Source organism: Aquimarina addita (assembly GCF_039539305.1).
GTDB lineage: Bacteria > Bacteroidota > Bacteroidia > Flavobacteriales > Flavobacteriaceae > Aquimarina > Aquimarina addita.
On the sequence record NZ_BAABCW010000007.1, the window covers coordinates 219,616 to 239,082 of the forward strand.

At 34.0% G+C, this 19,467-nt stretch carries 11 protein-coding genes; 8 read left to right on the top strand and 3 right to left on the bottom strand.

Features of this window, described 5'->3' with window-relative positions; translation table 11 throughout:
* The first annotated feature begins 112 nt into the window (after positions 1–112).
* The gene (locus tag ABD816_RS10975; RefSeq protein WP_344927297.1) at positions 113–628 is read left to right on the top strand and encodes an alpha-ketoglutarate decarboxylase; all 516 of its coding nucleotides are present in this window, start codon (positions 113–115) and stop codon (positions 626–628) included.
* A 110-nt stretch (positions 629–738) separates the two neighbouring features.
* Here ABD816_RS10975 and ABD816_RS10980 read toward each other — a convergent pair whose 3' ends face one another.
* From ABD816_RS10980 to ABD816_RS10990, 3 genes are read right to left on the bottom strand one after another with little or no spacing between them, the layout of a single operon-like run.
* Positions 739–1,362 (bottom strand): hypothetical protein, encoded by a 624-nt coding sequence (locus ABD816_RS10980; RefSeq protein ID WP_344927299.1) that lies wholly within the window; start codon positions 1,360–1,362, stop codon positions 739–741.
* 24 nt (positions 1,363–1,386) lie between these two features.
* Positions 1,387–1,707 (bottom strand): hypothetical protein, encoded by a 321-nt coding sequence (locus tag ABD816_RS10985; protein ID WP_344927300.1) that lies wholly within the window; start codon positions 1,705–1,707, stop codon positions 1,387–1,389.
* Positions 1,708–1,735: 28 nt separating this feature from the next.
* Positions 1,736–2,710 carry a polyprenyl synthetase family protein gene (locus ABD816_RS10990; protein ID WP_344927301.1) on the bottom strand — a complete coding sequence of 325 codons (975 nt, stop codon included), beginning with the start codon at positions 2,708–2,710 and terminating at the stop codon, positions 1,736–1,738.
* 162 nt (positions 2,711–2,872) lie between these two features.
* On the opposite strand from ABD816_RS10990, the gene ABD816_RS10995 reads away from it, so the two are divergent.
* The 7 genes from ABD816_RS10995 to ABD816_RS11025 all read left to right on the top strand — a co-directional run bounded on the left by ABD816_RS10995 (position 2,873) and on the right by ABD816_RS11025 (position 19,358).
* The gene (locus ABD816_RS10995; RefSeq protein WP_344927302.1) at positions 2,873–3,469 is read left to right on the top strand and encodes a TetR/AcrR family transcriptional regulator; all 597 of its coding nucleotides are present in this window, start codon (positions 2,873–2,875) and stop codon (positions 3,467–3,469) included.
* Positions 3,470–3,475: 6 nt separating this feature from the next.
* Positions 3,476–4,834 carry a TolC family protein gene (locus ABD816_RS11000; RefSeq protein ID WP_344927304.1) on the top strand — a complete coding sequence of 453 codons (1,359 nt, stop codon included), beginning with the start codon at positions 3,476–3,478 and terminating at the stop codon, positions 4,832–4,834.
* 98 nt (positions 4,835–4,932) lie between these two features.
* Entirely contained in the window at positions 4,933–6,099 is a 1,167-nt protein-coding gene (locus ABD816_RS11005; RefSeq protein WP_344927305.1) for an efflux RND transporter periplasmic adaptor subunit, read from the top strand.
* Positions 6,100–6,105: 6 nt separating this feature from the next.
* Positions 6,106–9,609 carry an efflux RND transporter permease subunit gene (locus ABD816_RS11010; protein ID WP_344927306.1) on the top strand — a complete coding sequence of 1,168 codons (3,504 nt, stop codon included), beginning with the start codon at positions 6,106–6,108 and terminating at the stop codon, positions 9,607–9,609.
* Positions 9,610–9,807: 198 nt separating this feature from the next.
* Positions 9,808–12,240, top strand: a complete 2,433-nt coding sequence (locus tag ABD816_RS11015) for a TonB-dependent receptor (RefSeq protein ID WP_344927309.1) — start codon at positions 9,808–9,810, stop codon at positions 12,238–12,240.
* A 14-nt stretch (positions 12,241–12,254) separates the two neighbouring features.
* The gene (locus ABD816_RS11020; protein WP_344927311.1) at positions 12,255–18,563 is read left to right on the top strand and encodes a hypothetical protein; all 6,309 of its coding nucleotides are present in this window, start codon (positions 12,255–12,257) and stop codon (positions 18,561–18,563) included.
* Positions 18,564–18,569: 6 nt separating this feature from the next.
* Positions 18,570–19,358: a hypothetical protein gene (locus ABD816_RS11025; protein ID WP_344927313.1), complete on the top strand. Its 789-nt coding sequence runs from the start codon at positions 18,570–18,572 to the stop codon at positions 19,356–19,358.
* Positions 19,359–19,467 lie beyond the last annotated feature (109 nt).

The window sequence follows — 19,467 nt, forward strand, 5'->3', positions numbered from 1 at the left end:
ATCTACCGTCTATTTAATGACAAAACGATACAAAAATACAACAATTACAAAACATTGAGCACCAAATTATTTATATTTATTGCTCCTATTTTTTACAAAATTAACAATGACAATGAATTCTATTCAGAATATCAAATTAGTACTCGCACTATTCGTAATTTTTTTATACACTCAAAACACCTTTGCTCAGAATCCAACTTTTTGGTCTAATGTACGATACGGAGGAAACATTGGGATTGGATTTTCAGGAGATACATTTAGTGGCGTGATTGCCCCTTCTGCCATATATGATTTTAATAACCAATTCGGATTGGGCGTTGGGTTCAATTTTGGATATACGGATGGACTCAATTTTACAGCCAGTAATTATGGTGGTAGTGTTTTTAGTATCTATAGTCCTTTTAATGAGCTTGAACTCTCTACAGAATTTGAGCTTATGGGTGTAAGTAGACGTTTTGATGAATTAGGATCACAATTTAAGGATGATTATTGGTACCCTGCTCTATATCTAGGCGCTGCCTATAGAATGCGATTTATCAGTATTGGGTTACGATATGATGTACTGTATGATGATGATAAAAGTATTTATGCAAGCCCTTTTGCTCCTTTTGTTAGAATTTTCTTTTAATTTCTGATGCAGACCATCTCGTGTTTTTTAGGAAAAGATGACTGCTCAAAAATGAATCTACCAAAAAAACAGTAAAGCTTACCATATTTTGGTTTCAACAACTATAGTCTTTACCAAATATGAAAAATACAGGGTTTCTTACCGTGGGCATTTCTCAAATTTTTCTCGGCCTTACAAAGAATTCTATATTTGTTATAAATATCTGCTAAATCCTCATCGCATTCTTTGTTTACAAACTTTAACGTATCAAAATATTTCTGATTCCAATCTGTTGCATCTTCACTATGCTTTCTTTCATAGCAATTTACAATCGCTTTTTTCTCAAAAAATATCCTGGATTCTGTAACCTCTAATATTTTTTTTGTAGTCGCTATTTGCTCCTGATCATCTTCAAAACTAAAGCTTTTGAAATCTGTAATTTCAGAAAATGTAATATACATACGAATACCTTCTTCATCCATATAATAAAGTTCTCTTTCCAGATCTCCATACACCCCTTGCTTATAGGTATGTCTGATGAGTTTTAATGTTGATTCCTTATAAAAAAAATCGACCGTACCTGATAATGTTTCAGAACACTTATAATATTTGGTCATTTGTTTTACGACTGTATCCTTATTAATAATATTACTTATAAGGTCTTCATAAAAACTATTTACTGCTTCTGATACCCCTGTTTGACCAAAACTGATAGCAGAAAAAAATAAAGTTAAAACAAGGCACGCCGATTTCATATTATCAGTATTTTAATGAGGTTACTAAAATTTATTTCTGTACCAAACCTTTTGCCATTCACGCTTCAAAATTAAATAAGTTACTTTTTGTGAAATATCTTTGCTATGCTCTGATTTGATATTTCTAACCTCAACCTCTGACACATCCACGGCATATAACCAATTAAGATATTCATTAAAATTGTGTGTTAGTTTCTCAAAAATCAATCTTTGAATTTCTTCAAATAATTCTTTAGGATTTGATACTCTTACAATAGTATAATCAATTCCCGCACGGTTCAGGTCTTTTTGAATCTGAGATACAAATTGCGGGTACAACTCTGAGTTAGAAATTGTATTGATCAATTTGTTTTGAGATATTATCAAATCCGTATCAGACACTTCTGTTCATTAATTGTTCTCCAAACACACGTAAAACATTCTTTTTTTCACTAGAAATAGATATCGCCTCTAATACATCAAAAGCTTTTTGTGTGTACGATGCGATTTCTAATCTTGTTCTCTCTTTTGCTCCTGTACTCTCGAAAAAATCTTTTACCATTTGTATTTTTTCTGATGGATCTTCTGGATTTAGAGAAAATAATCCTTCTAATTGTTTTCTTTCCTCCTTACTGGAAAATTCAATTGCTTTTAGATACAAAAACGTCTTTTTATTTTCTATAATATCTCCTCCCACCTGCTTACCAAAAGTTTCCGGATTGCCAAAAGCATCGAGATAATCATCCTGCAATTGAAATGCAAGACCCAGTAATCTTCCAAAATCATAAATAGAAGATGCACAATCCTCTGAAGCATCAGCTATAATTGCACCCATCTGCATCGCAGCACCTACTAACACAGCTGTCTTGTATTCAATCATTTTTAAATACTCATCAATAGTAACATCGTCTCTGGTTTCAAAATCCACATCGTATTGTTGCCCTTCACATACCTCAATAGCTGTTTTAGTAAAGAGTTTTGCTAATTTCCTAAACGTTTCTCCTTCATAATTTTCAAATAATTGATATGCATTAATTAACATAGCATCTCCAGAAAGAATACCCGTATTAATATCCCATTTCTCATGCACAGTTTCCTTGCCTCTTCGCAATGGAGCATCATCCATAATATCATCGTGAATCAAAGAAAAATTATGAAAAATTTCTACCGCCAAAGCTGCATCTAGCGATTCTTTGTAAGAACTCCCAAAAATCTCTGCCGTCAGTAATGTAAGTGTAGGTCGTAACCGTTTACCGCCAAGATTGAGGATATATGAAATCGGTTCATAAAGATTTTTAGGTTCTTTTTCTAACGTTTTTTCTGAAAGGTACTCCAAAAAGTATCCTTGATAATCCGAAATGGTTTGCACTGTCAATTTTTTATGCTAAAGTAATTGAAACTTTTTAAATGAACTATCATAAAGCCATAGCTATAAAATGAATATACTGTTAAATAATTGTGAAACTTAGGAAACTTTAAATGTTTTTAAAGTTTCCTGTTATACATTTGTATTTATAAATCGAGTCTATTGATGAAGGAAAAAATAATAGAAAAGGCAAATAACATGTTTCTAAACCTTGGTTTTAAGAGTGTGACCATGGATGATCTTGCTTCTGAAATGGGGATTTCTAAAAAAACTATTTATACACATTTTCAAAATAAAACCAAACTGGTAGAAGCTACTACAGAGCATATTTTTTGTACAATCAGCGATGGAATTGATACTATTTTAGAAGAAAAAAAAGAACCGATAGAAGAATTGTATGCTATCAAAGCTTTTGTGATGCATCATCTAAAAAACGAAAAAACATCTCCACAATATCAGTTACAAAAATATTATCCAAAAATACATAGTGCTTTAAAATTCAAACAATTTGAAGTCATGCAAGAATGTGTGATCGAAAATATAAGAAGAGGTATTGATAAAGGTGTTTTCAGGAAAAATATTGATGTAGAAATTATTTCCAGACTTTATTTTATGGGAATTACAGGTATTAAAGATCAAGAGCTATTTCCAGTGACGATGTTTCCTATATCAAAATTGATGGGAGACTATCTCGAATATCATGTTAGAGGCATTGCTACCGACAAAGGATTACATATTTTAAACAACCTATTAAAAGAATAATATATTATGAGAAACAAACTTTGGTCCTTCTGTTTCTGCTGCTTATTTATGATGTGTGCATTTGCACAGGAAACTCCAGTTTCTGCACAATATTCATTTACATTAGATGAAGCTATAGAATTTGCATTAGAAAACAGTTATCAATCCATTAATGCCAGACGTGATGTGGCGAAGGCACTTAAACAAAAATGGGAAACGACTGCTGCGGGGCTTCCTCAGATTAATGGCTCAGTGGATTATCAAAACCAACTAAAGCAACCTGTCACATTAATTCCTGCAGAATTTACAGGAGGTGATCCCGGAACTTTTGTACCTGTTGTTTTTGGAACTAAAGAACAACTTTCTGCTACTGCTACACTAACACAATTACTATTTGACGGATCTTACTTGGTGGGATTAGAAGCTGCTAAAAGCTTTTTACAGTATAGCGATGATGTAGAAGAAAAAACACAACTAGAAGTACGTAAAGGAGTTATCAATGCATATGGGAGTGTACTTGTAGCAAAAGAGAGTGTTAAAATTCTGCAGGACAATAAAACTGCCTTAGAAAAGAATTTTAATGAAACTCAACAGATTTTCAAAAACGGATTGGCAGAAGAAGAAGATGTGGAGCAATTACAAATTACACTTTTACAAATAGAGAGCCAATTAAACAATGCAGAAAGACTGTCTAAAATAGCATTACAGATGTTTAATCTGACTATCGGAATTGATGTAGACACCGCTAGTATTTTATCGGATACTCTGGATAAACTTACCACAAAAAATATAGATCCCGCAATCACTGCTGAGCCTTTTACAATAGAAAACAGTGTAGACTACAGATTAGGCTATTTATTAACAGAGCAGCGACGATTAGAATTGAAACTGGAGAAAAGTAAAGCGCTCCCTTCTCTCTCTGCTTTTGTTAATTATGGGACTGCAGCTTTTTCAGATTCTTTTACATTTTTAGATAGTGATCAACCTTATTTTCAGTCCTCTATTCTGGGAGTAAGTTTAACTGTGCCTATTTTCAGTTCCTTAAAAAGAAGTGCCAAAACACAACAAGCCAAAATAGCTTTTGAGCAAGCAAACACTTCCTTTATAGAAACCCAACAACAAATTCAATTAAGTTACAATAATGCGGTTAGTGAATACACTTTTTCTATAGAAAATTATCAAACCATACAACAAAATTTAGCATTAGCTGAACGTATTGAAAATAAAAATCAGATAAAATATACCGAAGGAATAGCCAGCAGTTTTGAGCTTAGACAAGCGCAATTACAGTTATATTCAGTACAACAAGAGTTATTACAGGCAATGCTTGACATTATCAATAAGAAAGCTGAATTAGAAACGATTTTAAACACACCAAATAACTAATCACACAGATGAAATAGGCCAATCAATTGATCTGTTACTAACCAAAAATGATCATTGGCGATTCCATATGACAATTAAAAAACAATAAATACCAACAGATGAAAAAGATATTAATCATACTATCCGTATTTCTGCTAACAATATCTTGTGGGCAGCAAGATGCAACTTCTATTGATAAAGTATTAGAAAAAGGAGACTTAAAAGCACTAAGAGAAAAAAGGAGTGAAATTGTAGCAGAACAACAAGCAGTTGCTGATAAGTTAAAACAACTGGATGCTGCAATTGCCACGAAGGACAGCATTAAAAAGCTTCCATTGATCACAACGATCGCTGTTAAGGATACGCTCTTTAATCATTATCTGGAGCTACAAGGTAGTGTAGAGACCAAAAAGAATATTGTTATTTACCCCGAAACTTCGGGAGTTTTAACCAATGTATATGTAAAAGAAGGCCAGCGAGTTTCTAAAGGTCAGGTACTAGCCAGAATTGATGATGGAGGAATGAGTCAACAACTTGCACAAATTGAAGTAGAAGCACAATTAGCTAAAACAACATTTGAACGTCAAAAAGCGCTATGGGATCAAAAAATTGGTTCTGAGATTCAGTATTTACAAGCAAAAGCCAATGCAGAAGCAAGAGAAAATGCGGTAAATCAGATCAAACGACAATTAGCTAAGTCTACCGTAAATGCTCCATTTTCTGGAATCGTAGATAATATCATCGCAGAGCAAGGTAGTGTCGTTCTTCCCGGACAAACACAACTGATTCGTATTGTTAACCTAGATGATATGTATATAGAAACAGAAGTGCCAGAAAGTTATATCGGCAGTATTACTAAAGGAAAAGAGGCTAAAGTAAACTTTCCGGTATTGGGCACTCAAATCGATACTAAAATCCGACAAGTTGGTAATTACATTAATCCTAACAATCGTTCCTTTATGGTTGAAGTTAGTGTCCCTAACAAAGACGGAATTATAAAACCTAATCTTACAGCTAAAGTAAAAATTAATGATTATACCAGCGAAAAAGCAATTTTGATACCACAAAGTATTATTTCTGAAAACGCCAATGGAGATCAATATACCTATGTAATTACTGATAAGGAAGGGAATAATATAGCCAAAGCCAAAAAAGCTATTGTAACTACAGGTAAAACACAAGGAGATTTAATAGAGGTGCTTACAGGTATACAAAGTGGTGATGAGTTAATTAGTGAAGGGGCTAGAAGTGTGAAAGATGGACAACAAGTGCAAATCATAAATTAAAGTTTTATGGAAGTCAAAAAGAAACAAGTAGATAAGGAGTTTAAACTCTCTTCATGGGCGATCGATAATAAAACGACGGTCTATGTAATGATTGCCATTTTCTTAGTGTTAGGACTTTCGGCATATTTTTCAATGCCCAGAGAAAACTTTCCTGAGATCAACGAGACCAAAATTTACATTAGTGTTCCCTATCCGGGAAATACTGCAGAAGATGTAGAACGATTAATCGTTGACCCCTTAGAGGATAAACTAAAAAATGTAACGGGTGTTGTAGAGGTTTTATCTACATCTCAGGAAAACTATGCGATTATCACTGTAGAGTTTGATGAAGAACTTACGGTGCCTCAGGCTAAACAAAAGGTAAAAGACGAAGTTGATTCTGAAAAAGCTACAGAAGATTGGCCATTATCCAATGGCGCTAAAGTAGAACCAGATGTATTTGATCTGAGTATCTCTGAAGAAACTCCCATTATGAATATTAATATTACAGGAGATTATCCTGTAGAAAAATTAAAACTATATGGCGAGTACCTGGAAGATGAAATAGAGAACCTTAAAGAAATCAAGAAAGTAGATATCCGTGGAGCGCAGGAAAAAGAAATAGAAGTCGCTGTCGATATTTACAAAATGATGGCAGCCAAAGTAAGTTTTGATGATGTTTTAAACACCATCAGAAATGGAAATGTAACCATGGCAGCTGGTAATATGATCAGTAGTGGTCAGCGAAGAACTATCAGAATCTTAGGTGAAATACAAGAACCATCCGCTCTGGATAATTTTGTAGTTAAAACTCAGAATGGTCCCGTATATCTGCGTGATATTGCTACGGTGACCTTTAAAGAAGAAGATAAAACTACCTATGCCAGAGAATTTGGCGATAATGTAGTGATGTTAGAAGTAAAAAAACGTTCTGGCAAAAACATGGTAGAAGCTGCAGAAAAGATCAATGGTATTGTGGAGGAAGCTAAAGAAAATGTCTTTCCTACCGATCTTAACATTAGTATCGCTAATGATCAATCGTCTAAAACAATTAATCAGGTAGATGATTTAGTAAATAACATCATTTTCGGGATTATTCTTGTAGTAGGCGTGCTTATGTTCTTTTTAGGATTTAGAAATGCTTTATTTGTTGGATTTGCCATCCCCATGTCTATGTTTATGTCCTTCATGATTTTATCACTTTTAGGATATACAATGAACACGATGATCTTGTTTGGATTGATCATGGGATTAGGAATGCTGGTGGATAATGGTATTGTAGTCGTCGAAAATGTATATCGATTGATGGAAGAAGAAGGCATGTCACGTATAGAAGCGGCTAAAAAAGGGATTGGTGAAATCGCATTTCCTATTATCATCTCTACCTTAACTACTGTAGCAGCATTTGTACCTTTAGGAATGTGGCCGGGTGTCATGGGACAGTTTATGAAATATTTCCCGATCACACTTTCTGTAGTGTTAGGCTCCTCTCTTTTTGTTGCCATCTTTATTAATTCTATGTTGGTTTCACAGTTTATGGAAGTGGGGGAAAAAGTATTGACCGTTAAACAATTAATCAGATTAAGTCTGATTCTGGGTGGACTGGGTATATTTATTCTAATTGTTGGTGGATCTGTTCGTGGATTAGGATCATTAATGATCTTTACCGCTATTATGTTTTGGGTATATAAATATGTACTTAAAGGCGGAGCCAATTATTTTCAGCGAAAAACATTAGTCTGGCTAGAAAACAAATACCAAAGCTTCTTATCATTTGCATTAAAAGGATGGAGGCCCTTATTCTTTTCTTTTGGAACCTTTGTTTTATTAATTGTTGTTTTTATGATGTTTGGTATGTCTGTAGGAAGCCAACGTACTAAAATCGAATTTTTTCCTGATAATACCCCTAATCAGATTATCGTTTATATCGAGTATCCACAGGGAACGGATATTGATAAAACTAATAAAATCACTAATGAAATTGAAAATCGCGTCTATGGTATTCTTAACGATGAGGAATATATTGAAGGACAAGACCATAACTTCTTAGTAGAATCAGCCGTATCACAAGTAGGAGAAGGTGCAGGAAATCCACAAACTGATGGAGGAAGTGCTGCAGAAATGCCACATCGTGCTAAAATTCTGGCTACTATGCGAGAATATAAATTCAGAAATGGAAAAGACTCTGAAGAATTACGACAAAAAGTACAGGATGCGCTCAAAGGAATTTATCCAGGAGTTGCAATTTCTGTAGAAAAAGATGCAGTAGGACCACCAGCAGGATATCCTATCAATATAGAAATTGAAGGACCTGATTATGATGAATTGATTATCATAGCAGAGTTAATGCGAAACTTTATAAATGACAAGAATATTCCAGGTATTGAGGAATTAAAAATTGATGTTAATAAAGGTAAACCGGCTATGCAAGTGGCAGTAGATCGCCAAAAAGCAGGAGAACTAGGCGTCGCAGCGGGACAAGTAGGAAACCAGTTACGCCGTTCTATCTTTGGAGAAAAAGCAGGTGTATTTAAGAAGGATGGTGAAGACTATGATATTTACGTTCGGTTTAATGAGGACAACCGTTATAATACCAGTGCCTTATTCAACCAGAACATCACCTTTAGAGATCCTGCAAATGGTCAAATTAAAGAAATCCCTGTGGCCGCAGTAGCGTCACAAAAAAACACCTCTTCTTTTAGTGCAATAAAACATAAAGATTCTAAGAGAGTAGTTACTGTATATTCAGGATTACAACCCGGATATACAGATGCCGGTGCGATTGTAGCACAGATAGAAACCGAAATGGCGAATTTTCAGGAATTACCCAGAGGTGTAAAATTTAATTATACAGGTCAGATTGAGGAGCAGAATAAACAAATGGCATTTTTAATGGGAGCATTCTTTTCTGGACTAGGGCTTATATTCTTGATTCTGATATTTCAATTTAGTTCGATCTCCAAACCAACCATTATTATGATTGCAATTTTCCTTAGTTTCATAGGAGTATTTGGTGGCATACTCATCACAGGGGCTCCTTTTGTTATTATGATGACGATGATGGGGATTATTTCTCTTGCTGGTATTGTAGTTAATAATGGAGTTGTTCTGTTGGATTACACACAACTACTTATGGATCGTAAAGCTGTAGAATTAGAGTTATCAGACAATGAAATATTACCAAATGAAGAAGTTTCTAAAATTATTGTAAAAGGAGGAAGAGCCCGATTGCGTCCTGTATTATTGACTGCCATTACAACGGTATTAGGATTAATACCATTAGCCGTAGGTTTTAATATTGATTTCTTCTCTTTATTTTCCAATTTTGATCCTAAAATATATATAGGTGGGGATAACGTAATTTTCTGGGGACCTCTGGCATGGGCAGTAATCTATGGATTGATTATAGCAACATTCCTTACACTTATTATAGTACCTTGTTTATTCTTTATCGTACATAGAATCAAAGTTCGATTTAAAAGAAAGAAAACAGCAATGGTAAAAGATGATCCAATACCAGTAGTTAATTAAAATACTAAACATATACTTATTATAAACGCCGCAATTTGCGGCGTTTATTTTTGAGGGAAATATACTACAAAAAGTGTATTTTTAGACCAAATATCGTTATGAGGCAGCAAAAAAACGTTAAAATACTGAATATTAAGACTTTTAACTTGTGAATTGTTAAAAAAAACCTAATTTCGCAGTCCCAAATTATGAACTGTATTGAATAAAAAACTACTTATTCTTTTATTAGGTATTTCGAGTATTGTCTATGGTCAAGATTTAGATCAGATAGGCAAGGTACCTCTACTTCGTTTTAACGGAGGTATTTCGGGTAACGCTGTGTACTATAATGGTACTGCTAACAGAGACCCTTTCACTTATTTTGTCAATGGAAATCTTAATTTTGATGTAAGTGGTATTTATAGCATTCCTTTATCTTTTTCATATACTAATCAGGATTTTGGATATAGCACTCCTTTTAAAATAAATAGGTTAAGCATTCATCCCTCTTATAAATGGATAGCTACACATATTGGTGATGTCGCTATGACCTTTTCACCCTATACAGTAAATGGTCATCAGTTTACAGGAGGTGGTATTGATCTTACTCCCAATGGCCCTTTTAAATTAAGCGCATTATATGGAAGATTTCTAAAAGAATCTGAATACAATCCCGAGCTTCCCGAGGCTATCCCGGCATACAAAAGAATGGGGCTTGGAATTAAAGCATCTTATGATTTTGAAGAAGCCTCATTAGCGTTGATCTTTTTTTCAGCAAAAGATGATGAAGCTTCTTTAGAAAACCCTCTTCCTGCAACTCTGGAACTTACACCAAAGGAAAATGCAGTCCTAAGTGCAACTACTAATTTTACCTTACTTGAAAAAGCTACCTTCAATCTGGAATATGCAATTTCAGGAATTACCGAAGATACCCGAGTATCAGAACCCAGAGAAACAGCAGGTACCTTATTATTTATACTCAATGAGAATCTAACTACTTCTTACTATAATGCATTCAATGCTCAATTTAAGTATCCTGCTGGTAATGGATCTGTGGGTGCTGGCTATGAGCGCATCGATCCGGATTACCGAACTTTTGGAGCCTACTACTTTAATAACGATATGGAAAATATTACCATAAATGCTGCACAAAGCGTGTTGAATAACACCCTAAATCTTAGTGTGAATGCAGGGTTACAGAGAGATAATCTTGATAAAACTAAAAGCTCAGAAATGCAACGTATTGTTAGTGCGTTTACCCTTAATTATGCCCCTTCAGAAAAACTGTCAATCAATGCAGGATATTCTAATTTTCAGTCGTATACCAATATCAGAGATCAATTTGATTATATTAATGAAGTAAATCAGTTTGAAAATGTAGACACGCTTAATTACAGACAGGTTTCTCAAAACGCAAATCTAGGAGCTAACTATACGCTTAAAAAAACAGAAAATAAACAGCAAAATCTACAAGCAAATATAACTTATCAAGTATCTGATAATCAACAAAACGGGGAGACTATTGAAAACGGATTATCCAATTTTTACAACCTTACTTCTGGATATATCATGGGATACCCCAAAAAATCACTTAACATTTCTGCGACAGCAAATGTTTCTTATAATAAAGCTGGGACAACTGACAACCTTACCTTGGGTCCTACCGTAACGGTGAGCAAATCTTTTTTTGATAAAAAACTGAGGGGAAATTTTTCTAGTTCCTATAACAGTGCATTCTCCAATGGTGAAAAACAAAATGATATTTACAATATACGATTGGGCGGTAATTATACTTTATATGAAAGTCATAATCTTACCTTGAACCTCCTTTCGTTATTCAGAAATACTGCGGCTGGGAGTGCTACAGATTTTACAGCAACATTTGGGTATACCTATGCTTTTGATACCTTCAAAGTGAAATTTAACAAACGTAAAAAAGAATTGATGGATGATGAAAGGATTGCTAAGTTGGGGTATCTACAATTCAGGCATCGATCGGCTACCTATAGCGGTACAATTCCTGAAATAACAGACCAGTTACGTAACGTAAAAAACAGTTCCAGATTTCAGAATATCCCGGTAGCAAGTCAAAAAGACATTAACTTTTTATTTGAAGAATTACAAAAACAAACAAAACAGGAGCCTTATAAAGAACTGGCACTGGCATTCTTGGATGGTCTGTATAGTTATGAAGATTTTTTAAACGCCTACGATACTTCTATATATGAGGTTATCCAACGTATTAAAAGTGATATGCAACGTGTTGATTTTACATTAGAAAAAAGTTTTGTAAAAACCAAAATAGCTTTGGATAAGCAAAGAAAAGAACCAATATCTCCTGCCATATCAAAGAAAATTAATGAATTAGAAAAAGAGCTAAACGATCGACAAAAGAAATTAGTAGGTCATCGCTGGATGAAGAAAAAGTTTGAAACTTACTCCAATATAGAAGCCGTAAAAAATCCTGATACCTGGATCGCTCAATTCAAAAAAACCGAATCCAAAAAGACATTTGATTTGTATGAGGAAGAGAAAGATCTTGAAAAAATTAACTTATATTTAGAAACCCAAATTATTCATTTCTATTACAATAGATCCTTAGAAGAGGTAAACCCCGACACTTTTGAACTTAAATATATAGATAAGATATAAAATTAACCTGACTTATGAATAAACAGCTACACTTTCTGTTTTTACTACTATTATTTCCCTGGATAAGTCTCATTTCTCAGACATTTCCTGTAACTGTAGTACCTCAGACTGTACCCCCGGCTCCTATTTATTTGTCATCTTATGCAGATGCCTCATCCATCAATAGTCCGCTGCGCGTTCAGCTCATATTAAATGATCTTTTTATAGGGACCAGAGAAGTTAAACTGAAAGCATATTTTGAAGGTAACGGAATTACTTTTGAAACTAATGATATTATCACAGGAGCTCCCTCTTTATTCTTAGAAGGCGGAGTACCACTACTATTGACAAATGTAGAACTTGCCCCCTACTTTGCCTTTGGAAATGTTTCAGGAATTTCACCCTCGGCTTATGGTCAGGTAATTCCAGAAGGATCTTACCAGTTTTGTTTTGAGGTATACGATGCCTTAACGGGAGTTCGCATCTCACAAAAATCATGTGCGTCTACCTATATTTTTCAGAATGAACCCCCACTGCTTGTTACTCCTTATAATCAGATCGATATTGAGGAACAAAATCCTATTAATTTATTATTCCAGTGGACTCCAAGACATATTAATGTTAGTAATGTTCAGTATGAATTAAGTATGGTAGAGATCTGGGATCAAACAATCAATCCACAAGCTGCATTTTTAGCGTCTCCTCCCATTTTTCAGACCACTACAACAAACACCTCTTATTTATATAGTCCAGCCGATCCTTTACTGTTGTCTAACAAACGGTATGCATGGCGAGTACAAGCAAAAGCGTTAAATGGTGCAGAAGAGATCGGGTTATTTAAAAACAATGGTTTTAGCGAAATATATTGGTTTAACTATACTGCACCCTGCGATATGCCTACTAATGTATATCATGAGGTGAAGGGAGCACAACAAACCAATATCTTCTGGGATGACTTTACGACAGATATCCCGGAGTTTATAGTACGCTACCGCGAAAAAGGAAACGGTAATGAATGGTTTTTCTCGAGAACCACTAGCAATTGGTTAACTCTATGGGATCTTAGAGCTGGAGCTACCTATGAATATCAGGTCAAAAAAACATGTTTAATCTCGGACAGCGATTTTTCTACTGTACAAACCTTTACCACCTTAGAAGAAGACGATGCCAGTGGTCTTGTTGATTGTGGTATTTCTCCTGATATGAATATTGAACTCATGGTTCCCTTAGAACAATTATTACCTGGGGGCGTATTTAAAGCGGGAGATTTTCCGGTCAAGGTGATGGAAGCCAGTGGTAGTAGCGGACGTTTTACAGGAAAAGGATATGTATCCTTCCCGTATTTTAATAGTATTAAAATAGCTGTAACCTTTACCAATATATTTATCAATTCAGAAAATCAATTAGCAGAAGGTACTGTATTAACTGTGTATGATGCCACCTGGGGTAATATCCTGAATGTAGATGATGTTATTGATGTCGCCGAAGATATTGTTGATGTTTTTACTGGTGATGATGTTGTACCTATAAACCTTGATTATGAAATCGATGCAAATGATATCAGTGTCACCGATGGTCAAATTGTAATTACCAAACCAGATGGCTCTACAGATACCCATGATCATGATGAAGGTGATACGTATACTATTACAGATGCCAGTGGAGATGAATATACTATCGATAAAGACGGAAACGTTACCCAGACCGGTCAGGGAGATCCTTCACCGGCATTAACCAATACCAACACAGACGGTTTCCGATCAGGTGACCATGCGGGTACCATACAAGATCCCTATGTAGATTTGATTACTAACGATAAGGTGAAAGTTACCTTTAAAACGGGTGAGGATACTCGATTTGCCTTAGATCTGGTTAATAATGACTATGAAAACGCAACGTATCCTAGAATTCCAACTACAGATGGTACCACCTATTATCCACCACATAAAGCAGCAGTACAAGGGGAGCGTGATATTTTTTATGCGGATATCGAAATCACTGATGCCAAAATCAATATTGATAGCCTTATTATCAAAACAGTAGACAACACCGCAATACCACACGAGCGAATAGAAGGCACCAATACTTATAAAATTACTGTTACTGGTGTAAATCCATATCAAAATAAGGAATGTGTAGTCACGTATCTTGACACCGATAACAAATACAAAATTGCAGCTAGTTTCTTTATACACCATATAGTCAACCAAAAGGAGATCCCGGTACAAGTAGTTACTGTTAATGGTGGAAACAATATCTCCAATCTCGAAACGGGTCTTACTAATATTTTTGGCAAAGCCGGAGGAAAATTTAAGGTCAAACCAGAGGTCATTGATATCACAATAACTCAGGATTCCTGGGATACAGGAGACAAAAATGGGATCATCGATTATGATGGGAGTGGTCTCTTATCAGATTACCCTACAGAATTAAAAAATATCTATCAGGAGTTTAAAAAACAATACCCATACTACGATTCTCAACAATATTTCATTTTTGTATTAAGCGATGACTTTACGGTTTCTAAACCATTAAGCGGTTTTATGCCAAAAACCAGGCAATGGGGCTTTGTTTTTGAAAAACACCTAAGTGCCGGTTTAGAAAACAAAGGTTCTGCACTTCATGTGGCTGCTCACGAGCTAGGTCATGGGGTATTTACACTAGGGCATCCTTTTGGCGAAAACATAGACAACGCAGGCGAAGCAAGTACTTGGCTAATGGATTATGGTAGTGGTACAGAATTAGGCTACCCCAACTGGGCAACCATGAGTGATCCCGATTTAGACTTGTTTTTGTTTCAGGATGATGCTGGTGGGGAGCTTAGCGGAAGAATTTTCTTAACTTCTGATTGGAAACCTTTTACTTTTGAAAATGAATCAACTTTAGTCTCTCCATCAGATCTGATTAATATTCCAAATGGAGCAATAAGAGGGATTAAGTATAAAGGTGAAACCTTTAAATCTAATGGTAATTCTTTTACGACTGATGCAGGAGTAGATTTAGAAGGTATAAAATATCTAAATTTATCTGCAGATGAATATGTTTACTTATTTAAATACATAAAACCTTGTGATAATGAGCTTTATAAAACGAAGTGGCGCAATGCACGTGGATTAAAAGGTACAACTATTGATTATACTTCCGATATATTTGAAGCCAAAGTAGCTGTTAGGTGTAAAGAACCTGAGACAAATAATATCTGTTCTAATTTTACCTTATTAGATGACACTCGGGAAGATCATAAATCAAGATTTGATTATTATCAAACAGAAATAGACAAGGCTTTAGAAAAAGCTCTATCAGGAATAGAAAACACGAAAACAATAGAGGTAAGAGCAAAAGGCAATTATAATCATATCCAATTTGCTAATATAACCAACCCTGATATTCTAGATCAATCCAAAAACTTTGATATTCTAGAGGACAAATTACACCTACTTACGCATTATACAAAAGATACGTATATGGTTGTTACATTATTAACAATAGATAACAACACTACCATTTCTAATACTAAGTTAACCGAAATGGCTGATATTAGTCTAAAAAACAAACAATCTTTAGTTGCCGGAAAAAAAGTAGTACATGTTGTTATTTCTTTCTCAGATTATGAGTCAATTTTTGGGGTAGGTTTATTTAATAACGATGCTTGTTACAATATAAGTTATTCTCAAAATAGTTCTAATATCATACAACCATCAAAAATAGAGACAGGAGTTACGCCTTTTACAGATATTCTAAGTTTCTATAGTACAATTGAAAAACCTTTAAACCTATTTGCTACTGTTGTAAAAGGAGATGGGTCTTTTGATTCTTTGGAAAAAAGATCTCGTAATAACGTAAGAGGTTTCCCTTTAATCAATTCTTTAGAAACATTAAAATCTCCCTATTTAAAAATTTTAAAGGAAATTAAAGATGAAAAACCAAAAGCGCTAAAAAAAGATGCAAAATTCTCAGAAAAATTAGAATATGAACTAGAATTTGCTGAATGGAAAAAAAGATATGACGAAAATGTACTATTAGCAGGAAAAAAAGATCACGAAGCTATTTTCAACAATACAAAAGATTATTTTGAACTTGTTGAAGGAGCTATAGAACTAAGAGAAGTATACATTACTAATGAAAGTTTCAAAAGCGGACTTCAAATGAGATATGGAGCTTTTCATTTTGATAAATCAGAAACGTTTGAATTTGTAGTTAAAATAGAGTATACCTTTGGTACTTATGATATTTTAAATACTAAAACACATTTTTACGACGGAGATATTAATCGCAATGATGTCATTTATGGCATGATCGATGCAGGTTCTCTTATTTTTGCTCCAATAGGGGGCGATATTATTTTTGATTTTACTGGTTTACTATTTGCAAGTTATAATCAAGATGGAGCTCGCGCAACAGAATATGCAGCAGGGGTAGTATTATTTTCATACGCACAATATGGTGCAGCCGCATACAAGCAATTTAAATTAATTAAAGCTGGACTAGAAGGCTCTAGTGAAGTAAAATATTCTTTAAAAGAGATCAATGCTGCGCTGGATGAAGGAGAAGAATTAGTAGTACAAGTTATCGGCAGAAATATCGATGACGCTAAATACATGCTAAAAGCAGACGGTTTTGTAATAAATACTATCGAAGGTGTTGGAGATATTGTAACTAGCAATCATATGATTGTGCTTGGAGGAGATATAGCAACAGCTACATCTAGGTTAAGTAAAATTGAAACTAAAACTACTGATGGAGTTATAGATATTGTCATCCATGGAGCAGATAATAAATTAATTGTCGATGGAGTAGAAATTACTGATTATATTAAGATAAAGAAATACTTACAAGAACAACACCCCAATAATAAAACAGTTAGGCTACTTTCGTGTACAAGCCTAGAAGGAGCACAAAGTTTTGCTAGTGCCTTAGGCAATGATTTTATAGTACACGCAACAGATGGTTATATAAGAGTACACAATGATGGCTTTATTACTAATGTACCTAGAGAAATAGGTGGTGATACAAAATGGTACCAGCTCACTGAAGGCAAAAAAGAGGTTTTACCTGATAATCTAAAACCACGTGCTCCTGATGGTATAAAGGATGCCGATTATTTAGATGATTTCTTAGAGCTTTCTACAAGAACAGTAGATGATATAAATTGGGCTAAACTGAATGAACTTAGCCCAGACTTAGTAAGAAGAATAGAAAACAAATTCACAAATGTTGATGAAAAAGCAAAATTTGTAGCAGATATATTACATAAAACAAGAGTAACAAAGCCTGTTGTAATTAACGCTGGGGATTTATTAATTAAAAGATTAGATGATATTACCGATGCACATATAGATGCCTGGAAGGTATTACAAGACTTTGATCCTTTAGCAAAAAGTTTTTCGAATTTAGATGGTTTTTCAAATATCTTACCCAGTTTTAACAAACTAACTAAGGCGCAACAAGATGATTTCTTAAAAACAATTAGTACTAACAAAATTTATTCTGACACAAAGCCTTTTGGTAGTGTTAAAAAAGATGATTTGTTGGTCTATAATCTCAAAAACCTTGAAGAAGAACATATTGATATTTGGTTGGAATTAAGAAAATATGGAGACGAGGTAAATACGCAGTTTAATTACAAAATGATAGATGAAATCTCTTTAGGAAAAAATACTGTAGAAAATGCCGTGATACATTATGGTAAAAGAGGGGAGAACTTAGCTGCATTATTACAAAAATTTGGTTATGAAAACTGTTACGCATCTGTAAGACAGGCAGGAAATGTAAGCACAAATAACAAAAAATTATTAGCTACATTATCTGAAACAGAATTTGATAGAGTTAGAGACCTTTACAAGTTTAACGTTGATGGTGTTGAGTATGTAGTGGAAGGGAAGGATTGGACAAAGTTTTTTAATGATTTAGTTACAAAAGGTAATTTTAATGGTTTTCAATCACATCATATATTAGTAATAGAATTATTTAAATCTCCCGGTTTCAGAAAATGGTACGAAGCCAAAGGACTTTCTAACCTAGATATTAATGGTGAAAAAACCTTAGATAATCTAATTATGTTAGAAGGCTTTGTCGCAGGAAAAGGTGTACACGCTAACCATATTCAATATAATGATGCATTAATAACAGTTCTAAATGAACGTTGGAACATACATTTACTAAGAGGAGAAGATGTTGCGATTGATTTACTAGATAATGACATCAAAAACATACAAAAAGGAATTAAAAAGTTATTAGAGGAAAAAAGTGTAAAAGGAACTTTTGAAAATGGAGTTTGGTTACGTACGAAGGTTGATGACTTAATAAGTTCAGATGGATCAGAATTATTTCAAATGCTAGATTAAATAAAAATGAATTTTTATAATTTTAGAATTAATGCTTTTCAATGGAAAGCGATATTAGAACGTAATCAAATGCGTAAGGTATTTGTCCCTATTGATAATAATGAGTGGGTAAAAGAAGAAAATTATCCTGTAAAAATGGATTTAGTAGATTCATATCAGGACTTATCGCAATGGAAAGGAGACACTCCTTTTAAAGATGTGATTAATTGGTCATCTGATTTTACTATTGGAGGGTTGACGCATAAAGCTGGTGCCTTTATGATTATGACCCAAAAAGTAAAAGAAATATTAGAAAAATACAATTTACCACCCCATCGCTTTTACCCTACAGAATTATTCTGTAAACATTATAAAGAAACGAGAAAAGATTATTTTGTTTTTCATATGATTGGTAAAGGTGTATATGGAGATGAATATATAGATTACCTCAAATGCACATTTATAGAAAGCAAAAGAGATGTAGACTATAAAAAGATATCTATCAAAACACATCCTGAAGGGATAATTAAAAGTTTAGATTCGTACAATAATATAGCATTTGGCAAGAATTCCTTTTTAGGAACTTATGAAGAAAAACTAGGTAGTGGAGAGATTAAGATAAAACGTAACGACTTAGATTTTTTAAATAAAGTTTATAAACATGACTATGATGTTTTGTGGGGATTACCAAATTTACTTTATATAAGTGAAGAAATAAAGCAAGAATTAGAAAATGTAGGAATCACCAATGGAAACTTTTTTAAAGTAAAAGAAAATATGATCCGTGCTTTTGAATATAATAAAAGTAATAGTTAAGCATTAATCCCCCACTAGCGTCAGTTTACAACCGGTGCCAGCAACGAGTAAAAATTTATAATATAATTCTAAAATAAAAATATATACAACATCCATCTCTAACTCCCTC

Coding starts and splice junctions, on each gene's coding strand:
- ABD816_RS10995 (WP_344927302.1), top strand. CDS start 2,873: ATGAAGGAAAAAATAATAGAAAAGGCAAATAACATGTTTCTAAACCTT.
- ABD816_RS10980 (WP_344927299.1), bottom strand. CDS start 1,362: ATGAAATCGGCGTGCCTTGTTTTAACTTTATTTTTTTCTGCTATCAGT.
- ABD816_RS11000 (WP_344927304.1), top strand. CDS start 3,476: ATGAGAAACAAACTTTGGTCCTTCTGTTTCTGCTGCTTATTTATGATG.
- ABD816_RS11025 (WP_344927313.1), top strand. CDS start 18,570: ATGAATTTTTATAATTTTAGAATTAATGCTTTTCAATGGAAAGCGATA.
- ABD816_RS11010 (WP_344927306.1), top strand. CDS start 6,106: ATGGAAGTCAAAAAGAAACAAGTAGATAAGGAGTTTAAACTCTCTTCA.
- ABD816_RS11020 (WP_344927311.1), top strand. CDS start 12,255: ATGAATAAACAGCTACACTTTCTGTTTTTACTACTATTATTTCCCTGG.
- ABD816_RS11005 (WP_344927305.1), top strand. CDS start 4,933: ATGAAAAAGATATTAATCATACTATCCGTATTTCTGCTAACAATATCT.
- ABD816_RS10975 (WP_344927297.1), top strand. CDS start 113: ATGAATTCTATTCAGAATATCAAATTAGTACTCGCACTATTCGTAATT.